Here is a 12,460-nt window from a genome sequence, read left to right on the forward strand (position 1 = left end):
AAACGGACCGCGATCGGCCGGAAGATCCGCCAGGCGACCCCCAGCCATCGGCGGGCCCGGAGTCGCGCCGCCTGCGCCACCCACAGGCTTCGGGTGGGGCCGTCCCCACCCCCCGGGGTCAGCCGTGCATCTTCCGGGCGTGTGCCGCGACGTCGATCGGCGCGGCGTCCGGCCCCAGCAGCAGATCGACGAGCCGTTGCAGGTCCGCGACGGTGAGGCGGGCGTCCCGCGTGCCGTAATACCTGTCGTAGCCCTCGTCCGCCGCCGGCCACTGGTCGCGGAACATCTCCGTGCTGGGCAGCCAGTGGTCCAGCACCCGCCGGGCCAGCCGGCGCACGTCCGCGGCCGGTTCCACGAAGCGGAACGCGCCGCAGCGGATCTCCTGCTCCTGGTACCGGTCGTCCCAGAATTCGAGCGTCCAGCCGGGCCAGCGCGCGAAGAACCGCTCGGCCAGCCCGTCCACCGGATCGATCGACCACACGCCGGCGGTCCGGGTGACCGGGTCCAGATGCAGGCCTCCGCCCGGAACGTCGGGCAGCTCGGCGACCTGGGCCAGCTCGGACAGCTGGCCGAGGAGCGCCGGCCCGATCTCCCAGGGCTTGTACGGCGCCGGCCAATACGTCACCGCACCCACGCTGACCAGGTAATGCCAGCGCGGCGGATCGTCCGCGCCGGGGCGCACCCAGTGGAACAGGTCGTCGTTCGTCCACGGTTCCCGCCGCACGACGGCACGGTCCAGGCCCAGCGCGTCGGTGACGTCCGAGATCCCGTTGTACGCCCAGCGCACCACCCAGCCCGGCCAGACCCGCCGGCACGCCTCGATCAGGGCCCGCCGCCGCGCGTAGTCGGCGGACACGAAGAACAGCAGCTCCCGCGCGTCCAGGTCGATCAGCGCGCCCGCCTCGGCCCACGACTCGTGCTGCCAGACCTCGGGCGTCCAGGCCGGCCACGAACCGCTGCGGAACATCGCCACCGCGGGTCCGGGGCCGAGCGCCAGCCACGCGTCGAGGCTGTACCCCATGCCGTTCGATCCATAGTGGGTCCAGAGACCGTCCTGTCTGATGGCGACGTTCGCGCGTGATCCCACGCCGGGCATCCTAGGTCGTGTCCCGGAACCCGCACCGCCCGTCGCGGGTGGCTCGTTTCCGACCACGTGAGTCTTGCGATCTTGTTATCCGCCACCCTCCTGGCCCTTCCGGTCACTCCTGCGACCCCGGCGACGACCGGAACTGATCTGCACTGCACCGGGGACCCGGCGGCCAGTGCCCGCGCCGGCCGTACCCCGGTCCTGCTGATCCACGGCACCACCTCCACCGCCCGGGCGAACTTCTCCTGGAACTGGGCCCGGGCCTTCGACGCGGAGGGCCGCGCACACTGCGAGATCGACCTGCCGGACAGCGGCAACGGCGACGTCCAGGTCGCCGCCGAGCGGGTCACCTACGCCATCCGCGAGCTGCACCACGCCACCGGCGCCAGGATCGACCTGCTCGGGCACAGCCAGGGCGGGATGCTCGGCCGCTGGGCGTTCCAGCACCACCCGGACACCCGGGCGATGGTCGACGACTACGTGTCCCTCGCGGCCTCGAACCACGGCACGCAGGAGTTCGTGGTGCAGTGCGCGGCGCAGACGGTGTGCTCGGCGGCGTACTGGCAGCAGCGGGCCGGGTCGGCGTTCCTGACCGCGTTGAATCAGGGGCCGCAGACCTGGCCGGGTGTCGACTACACGCAGCTCTACACGCGCTACGACGAGATCATCCTGCCGTACCGGCTCTCCGCGCTGCCGCCGGCACGCAACGTCAGCAACATCGCGGTGCAGGAGCTCTGCCCGCTGGAGACGGTCGAGCACTTCGGGATGGCCTACGACAACGCGGCCTGGCTGCTCGGCATCGACGCGTTCCGGCACCCCGGACCGGCCCGGCTGTCCCGGGTGAGCCGGGCGACCTGCGGGTGGCCGTTCATGCCGGCGGTCGACCCGATCCGGTTCCCGGGCAACGCCGCCGCGGCGCTGGCCCAGAGCGCCCGCTCCATGCTGTCCACCCCGCAACTGACCGCGGAGCCACCCCTGCGGAGTTAAACGACTTGACCTCAACCTTGGGTCAGGTGTGACGGTAGCCGTCATGAGCATGGAGATGGCGGCCTGGAACTCGATGTACCACGCGATGCACCAGCGGAACGACAAACGACCGTTCTCCCTGGCGACGCTGAGACGGATAGCCGCGTTCGCCCGGCCGCACCGGCGGCAGATCATCGGATTCCTGCTGCTCAGCGTCGTCACCGCGGTCCTGTCGGTGGCCACGCCGGTGCTGGCCGGGCGGGTGGTCAACGCGATCGTCGACCGCGCCGCCGCGGCCGTCGTGATCGGCCTGGCGGTGGCGATCGCGGTCGCCGCGCTCAGCGAGTCGGGGCTCGGACTGGTCCAGCGGTGGTTCTCCGCGCGGATCGGTGAGGGGCTGATCCTGGACCTGCGGACCACGGTCTTCGACCACGTGCAGCGGATGCCTGTCGCGTTCTTCACCCGGACCCGGACCGGCGCGCTGGTGAGCCGGCTGAACAACGACGTGATCGGCGCGCAGCGGGCGTTCAGCGACACCCTGTCCGGGGTGGTCGGCAACGTCGTCACGCTGATCCTGACGCTGATCGTGATGATCGGCATCTCCTGGCAGATCACCCTGCTGGCGCTGGTGCTGTTGCCGATCTTCGTCTGGCCGGCCCGCCGGATGGGCGGCCGGCTGGCCCAGCTGGAACGGGAGGCCGCCGAGCACAACGCGGCGATGGGCACCCAGATGACCGAGCGGTTCTCGGCGCCGGGCGCGACGCTGGTCAAGCTGTACGGCCGCCCCGACGCCGAGTCCGCCGAGTTCGCCGCCCGGGCCCGGCGCGTCCGGGACATCGGGGTACGCACCGCGATGACCCAGACGGTCTTCATGACCGCCCTGCTCTCGGTCTCCGGGGTCGCCATCGCCCTGGTCTACGGCCTCGGCGGCTTCTACGCGCTGCGCGGCACCCTCGAGCCGGGTGCCGTGGTCGCGATGGCCATCCTGCTCACCCGGCTCTACGCCCCGCTGACCGCGCTGGCCAGCGCCCGGGTCGAGGTGATGAGCGCGCTGGTCAGCTTCGAGCGGGTGTTCGAGGTGCTCGACCTGAAACCGCTGATCGAGGAGAAGCCTGACGCGCGGACGGTGCCGGACGGGCCGGTGTCGGTGGAGTTCGACGCGGTGCGGTTCGCCTACCCGTCGGCGGACAAGGTCTCGCTGGCCTCGCTGGAGGAGGTGGCGACGCTGGACACCCGGGGTGGCGTCGAGGTGCTGCACGAGGTGTCGTTCACCGCCGAGCCCGGGCAGATGGTGGCCCTGGTCGGCTCGTCCGGGGCCGGCAAGTCGACGATGGCGAGCCTGCTGCCCCGGCTCTACGACGCGGAGTCCGGCGCGGTCCGGCTGTCCGGGGTGGACGTGCGTGACCTCAGCGCCGCGTCGCTGCGGGCCACGCTCGGCATGGTCACCCAGGACGGGCACCTGTTCCACGACTCAGTCCGGGCGAACCTGCTGCTGGCCCGCCCCGAGGCGACCGAGGAGGAGATCTGGGAGGTGCTGCGCCGGGCGCACGTCGCCGACCTGATCGAGGCGCTGCCGGACGGCTTGGACACGGTGGTCGGCGAGCGCGGCTACCGGCTCTCCGGCGGGGAACGGCAGCGGCTGACCATCGCCCGGCTGCTGCTGGCCCGCCCGCGGGTGGTGGTGCTGGACGAGGCGACCGCACACCTCGACTCCACCTCGGAGCAGGCGGTGCAGGCGGCACTCGGCGAGGCCCTGGCCGGCCGGACCGCCGTGGTGATCGCGCACCGGCTGTCCACGGTCCGGGCCGCCGACCAGATCCTGGTGATCGAGGAGGGCCGGGTGCTGGAACGCGGCACCCACCAGTCCCTGCTCGCCGCCGGCGGCCGCTACCAGGAGCTCTACCGCACCCAGTTCGATCAGGGGGACAAGGTGCCTGCCTGATCGCGGAACCCGTCCGGGCGGACCGGCACGCCGTCGACGACGTGCGGCGCCCGTCCCGCAGCAGCCCGAGGTCCAGGCCGGGGATCCGATCGCCGTGGTCGAGCCCGGCCACCCGCTCGGCCAGCGCTGCCGGGTCGGCGAACTCGGCGAAGACCTCGCGCAGCGCGGCCACGTCCTCGTCCGGCACGAACAGCACCCCCTGCGCCCGGGTGGACTGCAGGACCCGGGCGGCGACCGGGTGCCGCTCGGCGTGGTAGCTGTCCAGCAGCTCGTCGCCGGACTCGCCGCGGATCACCTCGGCGAGCTTCCAGCCCAGGTTGAAGGCGTCCTGCAGACCCAGGTTGAGGCCCTGACCACCGGCCGGCGAGTGGATGTGCGCGGCGTCGCCGGCCAGCAGCACCCGGCCGGTGCGGTACCGCGTGGCCTGCCGGGTGGCGTCGGTGAACCGGCTGGCCCAGCGCACCTCGTCCAGCACCAGCGACTCGGCCGCCAGGGCCGCGGCGATCTCGGCGTCCGGGATCGGATCGTCGCGCCCGGCCGCCGACTGCACCGGACCGGCCGCCAGCATGCGGAAGATCCCGTCGCCCAGCGGCAGCACGGTCAGCATCCCGTCACCCTTCGGCGCCGGCAACTCCCACCCCTGCGGGCCACCCCCGGCCAGCGAGACGTCCGCGACCAGGGCACAGACCCGGCCGTCCCGGCCTTCAAAATCAACACCAGACCGCTTTCGTACGACACTCCGCGCGCCGTCGCAGCCCACCAGATACCCGGCCCGCTCGCCGTGCACCGTCACCCCGGTCTCGTCCTGACCGAAAGAGTCCAGCGCCGCGCCGTAGCGGATCTCGGCGCCGAGCGACAGCGCCCAGTCGGCCAGCCGCGCCTCGACCCGGGCCTGCGGGATGCCGACCTGGTACGGGTACGGCGTGTCCAGCACCGAGTAGTCGAGCGGGATCCCGGCGAAGTGCCCGCGCGGCAGCAGCACCGGCGCCTCGGCCAGGATCTCGTCGAGCAGTCCCCGGGAGGCGAGCACCTCGGCCGAGCGCGGCTGCAGGTTGAGCGCCTTGGACTGCCCGGTGCGCTCGGCCAGCCGCTCCAGCACCAGGACCCGCGCCCCGCCGAGCGCCAGCTCCCCGGCCAGCATCAACCCGGTCGGCCCGGCCCCCGCCACGATCACGTCGTAGTTCATGCGCGCAGGTCCCGTTTCTTCGTGTAGTAGAGGTGGAACACGAAGGTCGGCGCCACCAGGATCGGCCAGCTGACGTTGAGCACGGCGGTGGCGAGGTCGATCGGCAGCAGGTAGGCCGCGGTCAGCGTGACGATCACGTTGAGCAGCCCGGCGACGCCCCAGACGAAGGTGATCACCCGTAGGCCGTGCCGGAAGGCCCGGTCGGTGTCCCACTTGCTCTCCCAGGCCGCGAGTCCGGCCGGGCCGACCTTGGCCAGCACGAACGCCCGGATGAGGTACATCGTGGCGGGGCGGCCGACGAAGACCGACGCGAGCAGCCAGACCGCGATCAGGCCGCCGAGCAGGCCGCCCCAGGCGTCCCGGATCAGCATCGTCCGGGCGTCGCCGGTCATCGCCGAGACGCCCAGGCTGAGCGCGACCACCGAGAGCACGAAGATCGCCAGGAAGTCGACGGTCCGGGACCGGGTGAACCGGACGATCACCATGACCACCGGCACGACGCCGGAGAGCAGCAGCGACCACCACTGGTCGACGCCGGCAGCGCGCAGGCCGTAGAAGACCACGAGCGGCAGACCGAAGTCGATCAGCAGCGGGAGGAGCAGGGACATCCGGTTCGGGGTGCGCGGCGGAGCGGTCGTGGTCATGCCGGGTCCTTCCGGGTCGCGAGGGTGAAGAGCGCGACCAGCTCGGCCGCGTAGGCGTGCGGGTCGAGGTCGGGCCGGTTCGCCGCGGCGTCGATCGCGGCGCGCAGCGTCACCGCCATGACCTCGGGGTCGAACGTGCGGAACTCGCCGGCCTGCTGGCCCTCCCGGAACAGCACGGCGAGGCGGGCCACCGGGTCGTCGGCGTCCTCGGGGCGCACCAGCGGAGTGCCGTCCTCGGTGCGGGCGGCCGCCGCGATCTCGATGACCGCCCGGATCGCGGTCGGGTGCTCGGCGATGAACTCGAGGTTCGACTCGATGTACGCCGTCAGCAGCTCGACGCGGCCGGTGGCGGCCCGCAGGCGCTTGCCCATGTGCTCGGCGGCCTCGGTGAGCACCGCGCCCACCACGGCTCGGACCAGGTCGGCCTTGTCGTCGAAGTGGTACGAGATCAACCGGGTGCTGCTGATCCCGGCCCGCTTGGCGATGCGGGCGAAGGAGGCGTTGCCGTAGCCCAGCTCGGCGATCGTGTCGATCGCCGCGGTGACGATCTGCGCCCGCCGGGCGGCCGCCGCGACCGTGTCGTTTACTCGCATGAGTAAATTTTTACTCGCCCGAGTAATTCTCGTCAACCCCGTCATGAGCGAGAGCACTGCTCTTGACATGGATCGGCGCTCGGTGTTCACTGTTTACAGGCGAGAGCAGTGCTCTCTCGAACGAGGAGGACGACATGCGATACCTGGCCCCGAAGCGCGCGACGAACGCCTTCAACGACTTTGCGCGGTGGCTCACCGCGCGCGGGATCAGCCTGATGGGCAGCCGGGTCCTCGAGGTGCGCGGGCGCAAGAGCGGCGAGGTGCGCGCCACCGTGGTCAACGTCTTCACCCACGAGGGTGAGCGCTACCTGCTCGCGCCGCGCGGGCACACCCAGTGGGTGCGCAACCTGCGGGTCGCCGGCGAGGGTGAGCTGCGCCTGGGCCGGCGCCGCCAGCACTTCACCCCGGTCGAGATCGCCGACGCCGACAAGCCCGAGCTGATCCGGCTCTACCTGCGCAAGTGGGCGTGGGAGACCGGGGCGTTCTTCGACGGGCTCAAGGCCGACTCGCCGGCCGCGGACATCGCGGACGCGGCGCCCGGCTTCCCGGTCTTCCGCATCGTCCCGGGCTGAGACGCGCTCAGCAGACCGCGCTGACCTTGCCGTCGTTCCAGCGCCAGATGGTGCCGTGCTGGAAGTGCTGGTAGTGACCCCGGCGGTCCGGGGTGACCGACTCGTCGTCGGTCGGGTAGCCGATGCACCCGGCCTCACCACGGCTGCCCTGCCACAGGTCGAGGATGCGCCCGGAGACCGCGTGCGCACCGGTCGCCTGCGACCAGTAGATCGAGCCGCCGTCGAACTGCTGCATCCGGCCGCCGCCGGCCGCACGCTGCTCGATGCCGAGCGGGCAGCCGAGCTTGCCCTTGTCCGAGCCGACCCGTACGTACTTCGCCAGGATCCCGCCGTGCACCCGGAGCCGGCAGTAGGTCGCGCTCTTGTCCGTGGATTCACTCTGCTCGGCCCGGGCCGCCACGGTTCCGCACATCGCCACGGCGGTGAAGCCGAGCGCGACCGCCGCCATTGCTCGCAGTTTCATAACCATCCATAGGTGTCGGCGGTTTCTGACTTCACATTCGTACCATTTCCGGCATACCGGAGTGCGACATTCGCCCCTAGATCAGCCCGTGGCGGAGCCTCGTCCCGAATGTCCGGTAACGCGCCGGACGGCCTGGCGCCGCGCGGACGCCGCGACGCCTCACGGGCGGGACGTGGCGCGTCGCCTGCGGACGGGAAGGCCCAGGTCGTACCGGAAAATCAGCGGCCGGAAGTGAGGACCGCGTCTCGTGGATGGACCACGGTGACCACCTTTTTGGTTTCGGCGATTAGCATGGCCCGGTGCTTGCCCCGGGAATCGTGCTCAACGGTCGTTACCAGCTGACCCAACGGATCGCCGCGGGCGGGATGGGCGAGGTCTGGCGTGGCGCCGACCGGCTGCTGAACCGCGAGGTCGCGGTCAAGGTGGTGCTGCCCGGCCTGATGGCCGACCGGGAGTTCATCACCCGGTTCCGCTCCGAGGCGCGGATGATGGCCCAGCTGCGCCACCCCGGGATCGTCCAGGTCTACGACTACGGCGAGAACGCGGTCGTCGGCAACGACCGGTTCGACTACATGGTGATGGAGTACATCGACGGCATCTCGCTGTCGAAGAAGGTCCAGGACGCCGGGCGGCTCAGCCCGGCCGAGACCATGGCCATCACCGCGGGGGTCGCCGACGCGCTGCACGCCGCGCACCAGTCCGGCATCATCCACCGCGACGTGAAACCGGCGAACCTGCTGGTCCGGCCGGGCGGCGCGATCGTGCTGGTCGACTTCGGCGTGGCCCGGTCGGTCGGGGTCACCGGGATCACCAGCACCAACGTGGTGATGGGCTCGGTGCACTACATGGCGCCGGAACAGGCCGAGGGCAAGCCGGTCACGGCCGCCACCGACGTGTACGCGCTGGGCGCGGTCGCCTTCCACTGCCTGACCGGCCGGCCGCCCTACGTCGGCGACAACCCCCTCGCGATCCTCGGGCAACTGGTGCACGGCCAGCCGCCGGTGCTGCCGCCGGACGTGCCGCGCGGGGTGGCGGCGGTGGTGATGCGGGCGCTGGCGAAGGACCCGGCGCAGCGGTTCCCGAGCGGAGCGGCGCTGGCCGACGCGGCGCGCAACGCGGGCCGGGCGCCGAACGGCGGCGCCTTCGGGCCCGGCGGGCCCACCGGCCAGCAGACCCGGCCCTTCCCCGGACCGCCGCCCTCGTCCGGCGCCTACCCGGCTTCCCGGCCGTCCGGCGCCTACCAGCCCATGCGGCCCTCGGGCGCCTACCCGGCCGCACGGCCCTCCGGTGCCTACGCGGCCGGCGCGGCCTCCGTCCCGCCCGCCTATCCGGGCGGCGGCACCGGCTCCTACCCCGGTGACGTGCCGTCCGACGGCTACCAGGCGGCCGCCGAGCCGCCGGCCAAGCGCCGCAACGTCGCCGTGCTCGCCGCGCTGGCCCTGGTGCTGGCCGGCGGTGGTGTCCTGGCCGCGTTCTGGCCCGACTCCAGCAACGCGGACACCACCGGCAGCCCGACCACCACGCAGGCCGCCGACACCCCGCAGCAACCGGCGGGCGACGACGACGAGGCGGAGCCGACTCCGTCGAAGTCCCGCAAGCGCACCCCGAAGCCGAGCCCGTCGTCGGCCAGCCCCGAGCCGTCGGAGTCCTCCGCGCCGGCGGTGCCCGCGGCCGACCCGCGCGACGTGTGCGACGGCGACTTCCAGGTGCTCGACCAGGCGCCGCTGAAGAACGCCTCGGGCGTCCTGAGGGGCACGGTCTACCTGCTCGTGCGTGCCGCCGACAACACCACCTGCGTGGTCACCGTGAAGGACCCCGCCGACGGCAAGAAGGCGGTGGCCTCGGCCTTCCTCGAGCTGCAGGGCAGCCCCCGGAAGACCGCCGGTGGCACGATCAAGGACTTCGCCGGGCCGGTCATCGAGGTCGCCCAGGACGTCTGCGTGAAGTGGGGCGGCTCGATCGGGGCGGCGACGTTCGAGAGTGAGTTCGACCGCTGCTGACGCCCGGACCCGCCTGATTCCTCAACGTCGCCGCCCGGCAGCCGATCAGGGCGGCATGACGGGCGATGGTGTGCGGCAGAAGATGCGAGCGCGGGCCGCGCTGGTCGGCCTCGCGCTCGGTGTGGTGGCGCTGGCCGGCTGCGCGATGGCCGGGGTCTCCGACCCGTGGGCGATCGGCGTGCTCACCGCGTTCGACCTGCTGCTGCTCGCGGCGTGCGTCCGGCCCCTGTTCGGCGACGACACCGACCAGCCCGGCGAGCTCGAGCCACGGCTCGACGGCCTGACCGGGCTGCCGGACCGGCGGGCGCTGACCGCGGTGGTGGAGCGGACCCTGCCGGTCGCCGACAGCGACCAGGAGCCGGCCGGGCTGCTGGTGTTCGGCGTGCACGAGCTCGCGGACGTCACCGACACCCTCGGCCCGGCGATCGGCGACCTGCTGCTGAAGGAGGTCGCGGCCCGGCTGGCGGCCGCGGTCCGGGACACCGACACGGTCGGCCGGCTCGGCGACGACGAGTTCGCCGTGCTGCTCCCCCAGGTCGGCTCGGCGCCGGCCTGTCTGGACACCGCGCGCCGGCTGCTGGACCTGGTGCGGGGCCCGGCCGACCTGGACGGATACCAGGTCCGGATCAGCGCCGCGGTCGGCGCCGCGGTCTATCCGGTGCACGCCGCGACGACAACCGAGCTTTTCGTACGGGCCGAGACCGCGCTGCGGGCCGCGAGCCGGTCCCGGGACGGTGCCGCGCTCTACGAGGTCGGCGTGGAAGGCGACCTGCGGCCCCGGAACGAGATCGACAGCCGGGAGCACCGGCCGGCCCTGCCCTCCCGCTGACCGGTCAGATCCGGTCGATCTCGGTGAGGTCGATGTCGATGGGGAACGGCATTCAACCCCTCACGACAGCCTTGCCCATGCTGAGGCCGACCTGCGCAGGTCCGGCGCGAACTCAGCCGAGAAGCTCCGGGCGCTGCCACTTCTCGCCGCGGACGTGGTGGTCCAGGAACGCCAGCACGGTGGCGTACCAGACCTTCGCGTGCTCCGGGGTGAGCACCCAGTGGTTCTCGTCCGGGAAGAACAGGAACTTGTGCGGGGTCACGCCGTCCTGGTCCGTCGACCGGGACAGCAGGTCCCACCACAGCCGCAGCGCCTCGCCGATCGGTACGCGGTAGTCCTTGTCGCCGTGGATGACCAGCATCGGCGTGGTGATCTCGTCGGCGAACCGGTGCGGCGAGTTCACCTCCATCACCTCCCGGGTCATCTCCCGGGCCCAGTAGAACGCCGTGTCGGTGGTCCCCCACATCTGGTCGAGCGACCACAGCGAGGCGTGCGTGACGATCGCCGCGAACCGGTCGGTGTGCCCGGCGATCCAGTTGGCCATGTAGCCGCCGAAGCTGCCACCCATCGCCGCGGTCCGGGTCGCGTCGACGTCGGCGCGCTGCTCGGTGGCGTCGGTCAGCGCGAGCAGGTCGGTGTACGGTGCGGCGCCCCACGCGCCCCAGCCCCGCCGGATGAACTCGTGACCGTAGCCGGTGGAGAGCGCCGGGTCGGGCAGCAGCACGGCGTACCCCCGGGCCACCGCGATCCACGGGTTCCAGCGCCACGACCAGGAGTTCCAGGAGCCCAGCGGGCCACCGTGGATCCACAGCAGCAGCGGGGCGGGCCGCTCCGGACCGGCCTCGGCGGGCAGGGCGAGCCAGGCGCGCAGCGGGGTGCCGTCCGCGGCCGTGGTGGTCACCTCGGTCACCCGGCCCGGAACCGGCGTCTCCGCCACCGGCCCCGGCAGGCGGTCCACCGTGCCGGCCCCGTCGAGCGCGACCCGGACCGGGGCGGGCGCGCTGTCGATCGCCGAGCGCAGCGCGTAGACCCAGCGCCCGTCCGGTGACACCTCCGCGTCGGTGTAGCTCCCGTCGTCCGGGGTCAGCCGGGACACCGCACCGCTGGTCGCGTCCACCCGCCACAGCGGCGCGCGCCCGCCGTCGTCGGCGGCCACCACCAGCGCGGTGCCGTCCGGTGTCCAGCGGATGGCGTCCGGCCAGCGGTCCCACGCCGCGGTCAGGTCCCGGACCGGGCCACCGGCCAGCGGGAGCACGGCCAGCCAGCGGTCGCCGGGGTCCGACGCGGTGGACCGCCGGTAGACGACCACCGCGACCGACGTCCCGTCCGGCGAGATCCGCGGCGAGGTGTACTCGTGGCCCGGGTCGCCGGCCAGGGTGCGGCGCTCACCGGTCGCCACGTCGATCGCGACGACGGTCTCGCGCTGCGACCCCGCCGCCTCGGCCACCGTCCACACCGCGACGACGGTGCGCCCGTCCGGTGCGACGTCCCAGGTCGCCTCGTCGAAGAGCGCGCGGCCGACGTGCCCGGTGAGGTCACGCAGTTCCAGAGGCGCTTCCCCGGCCGGCGCCGGCTCGGCGGTCAGCAGGCGGAGGCGGTCCGGGCCGAAGGCGTGGTCCCAGTACCGGATCGGCAGTTCCTCGTACAGGACAGCGTTGACGCCGGTGTCCTTGCGCTTGGCCCGGGCCTCCTTGTCCGCGGCCGGGTCGGCGGCGGACGGCATCAGCGACGACCCGAACACCAGCGTCCCGGACCGGCTGACCACCACTCCCCGGACGCCGCCGGGCGGCGCGGCCACCACCCGGGCGTCGCCACCGGCGGCCGGTTGCAGCCACAGCGCTGTCCCCGGCTCGCCGTCCGGGTCGCCCACGGGGTCCGGGCGGGCCGAGGTGAACAGCAGGTCCCCGCCGGGGGTGAAGGCCGCCACCGACTCACCCCTGGTGCTGCGGGTCAGCCGCCGGGCCGGATGCTCACCGGCCGGGTCGACCTCCCACAGCGCCGTGGCGTACCGGTTCTTCTTCGGCTCCGGGGTCGCCACGCCGACGACCAGCCGGCGGCCGTCCGGGGACAGCCGCAGACCGGTGACCCGGGGCAGGGCCGCGTAGGCGTCCAGGTCGGCAAAGGCATCGATGATCACCATGTCTTTCTACCACCGCGCGGGCGCCCCGGGGCCCGCTC

General features: G+C 72.9%; 10 protein-coding genes and 1 pseudogene. 5 read left to right on the forward strand and 6 right to left on the reverse strand.

What is annotated here, in order from left to right:
- Positions 1-118: 118 nt before the first annotated feature.
- On the reverse strand, positions 119-1,021 hold the full coding sequence (locus Apa02nite_RS01775; protein WP_203823513.1) for a hypothetical protein: 903 nt from the start codon (positions 1,019-1,021) through the stop codon (positions 119-121).
- Positions 1,022-1,168: 147 nt separating this feature from the next.
- On the opposite strand from Apa02nite_RS01775, the gene Apa02nite_RS01780 reads away from it, so the two are divergent.
- Together Apa02nite_RS01780 and Apa02nite_RS01785 are read left to right on the forward strand one after the other, a co-directional pair.
- The gene (locus Apa02nite_RS01780; protein WP_239164051.1) at positions 1,169-2,074 is read left to right on the forward strand and encodes an esterase/lipase family protein; all 906 of its coding nucleotides are present in this window, start codon (positions 1,169-1,171) and stop codon (positions 2,072-2,074) included.
- 43 nt (positions 2,075-2,117) lie between these two features.
- A complete protein-coding gene (locus tag Apa02nite_RS01785) occupies positions 2,118-3,995 on the forward strand; it encodes an ABC transporter ATP-binding protein (protein ID WP_203823514.1) in 1,878 nt (625 codons plus the stop codon).
- A gap of 271 nt (positions 3,996-4,266) precedes the next feature.
- Here Apa02nite_RS01785 and Apa02nite_RS52275 read toward each other — a convergent pair.
- From Apa02nite_RS52275 to Apa02nite_RS01800, 3 genes and pseudogenes are all read right to left on the reverse strand, one after another.
- Positions 4,267-5,181: pseudogene (locus tag Apa02nite_RS52275) on the reverse strand (FAD-dependent monooxygenase); the annotation flags it as partial.
- The gene (locus Apa02nite_RS01795) at positions 5,178-5,825 is read right to left on the reverse strand and encodes a VC0807 family protein (RefSeq protein ID WP_203823515.1); all 648 of its coding nucleotides are present in this window, start codon (positions 5,823-5,825) and stop codon (positions 5,178-5,180) included. The pseudogene Apa02nite_RS52275 and the gene Apa02nite_RS01795, both read right to left, overlap by 4 nt.
- Entirely contained in the window at positions 5,822-6,418 is a 597-nt protein-coding gene (locus Apa02nite_RS01800) for a TetR/AcrR family transcriptional regulator (RefSeq protein WP_203823516.1), read from the reverse strand. Before Apa02nite_RS01800 ends, Apa02nite_RS01795 begins: the two co-directional genes overlap by 4 nt.
- Before the next feature lie 134 nt (positions 6,419-6,552).
- Here Apa02nite_RS01800 and Apa02nite_RS01805 point away from each other — a divergent pair, with 134 nt between their 5' ends.
- Complete coding sequence (locus Apa02nite_RS01805; RefSeq protein ID WP_203823517.1) at positions 6,553-6,990, forward strand: nitroreductase family deazaflavin-dependent oxidoreductase; 438 nt, start codon at positions 6,553-6,555, stop codon at positions 6,988-6,990.
- Positions 6,991-6,997: 7 nt separating this feature from the next.
- On the opposite strand, the gene Apa02nite_RS01810 is transcribed toward Apa02nite_RS01805, so the two are convergent.
- Positions 6,998-7,453 carry an LGFP repeat-containing protein gene (locus tag Apa02nite_RS01810; protein WP_203823518.1) on the reverse strand — a complete coding sequence of 152 codons (456 nt, stop codon included), beginning with the start codon at positions 7,451-7,453 and terminating at the stop codon, positions 6,998-7,000.
- Positions 7,454-7,752: 299 nt separating this feature from the next.
- On the opposite strand from Apa02nite_RS01810, the gene Apa02nite_RS01815 reads away from it, so the two are divergent.
- Together Apa02nite_RS01815 and Apa02nite_RS01820 are read left to right on the forward strand one after the other, a co-directional pair.
- Positions 7,753-9,453 carry a serine/threonine-protein kinase gene (locus tag Apa02nite_RS01815; RefSeq protein ID WP_239164052.1) on the forward strand — a complete coding sequence of 567 codons (1,701 nt, stop codon included), beginning with the start codon at positions 7,753-7,755 and terminating at the stop codon, positions 9,451-9,453.
- Between the two features lie 55 nt (positions 9,454-9,508).
- Positions 9,509-10,282: a GGDEF domain-containing protein gene (locus tag Apa02nite_RS01820; RefSeq protein WP_203823519.1), complete on the forward strand. Its 774-nt coding sequence runs from the start codon at positions 9,509-9,511 to the stop codon at positions 10,280-10,282.
- A 112-nt stretch (positions 10,283-10,394) separates the two neighbouring features.
- Here the strand turns inward: Apa02nite_RS01820 and Apa02nite_RS01825 are convergent, their stop codons facing one another.
- Positions 10,395-12,422: a S9 family peptidase gene (locus Apa02nite_RS01825; protein ID WP_203823520.1), complete on the reverse strand. Its 2,028-nt coding sequence runs from the start codon at positions 12,420-12,422 to the stop codon at positions 10,395-10,397.
- Positions 12,423-12,460: the final 38 nt, after the last annotated feature.

Origin of the sequence: Actinoplanes palleronii, from assembly GCF_016862315.1 — a bacterium.
In the GTDB taxonomy this organism is placed as follows: domain Bacteria; phylum Actinomycetota; class Actinomycetes; order Mycobacteriales; family Micromonosporaceae; genus Actinoplanes; species Actinoplanes palleronii.

Coding starts and splice junctions, on each gene's coding strand:
- Apa02nite_RS01775 (WP_203823513.1), bottom strand. CDS start 1,021: ATGGGGTACAGCCTCGACGCGTGGCTGGCGCTCGGCCCCGGACCCGCG.
- Apa02nite_RS01785 (WP_203823514.1), top strand. CDS start 2,118: ATGAGCATGGAGATGGCGGCCTGGAACTCGATGTACCACGCGATGCAC.
- Apa02nite_RS01795 (WP_203823515.1), bottom strand. CDS start 5,825: ATGACCACGACCGCTCCGCCGCGCACCCCGAACCGGATGTCCCTGCTC.
- Apa02nite_RS01800 (WP_203823516.1), bottom strand. CDS start 6,418: ATGCGAGTAAACGACACGGTCGCGGCGGCCGCCCGGCGGGCGCAGATC.
- Apa02nite_RS01805 (WP_203823517.1), top strand. CDS start 6,553: ATGCGATACCTGGCCCCGAAGCGCGCGACGAACGCCTTCAACGACTTT.
- Apa02nite_RS01810 (WP_203823518.1), bottom strand. CDS start 7,453: ATGAAACTGCGAGCAATGGCGGCGGTCGCGCTCGGCTTCACCGCCGTG.
- Apa02nite_RS01820 (WP_203823519.1), top strand. CDS start 9,509: ATGACGGGCGATGGTGTGCGGCAGAAGATGCGAGCGCGGGCCGCGCTG.
- Apa02nite_RS01825 (WP_203823520.1), bottom strand. CDS start 12,422: ATGGTGATCATCGATGCCTTTGCCGACCTGGACGCCTACGCGGCCCTG.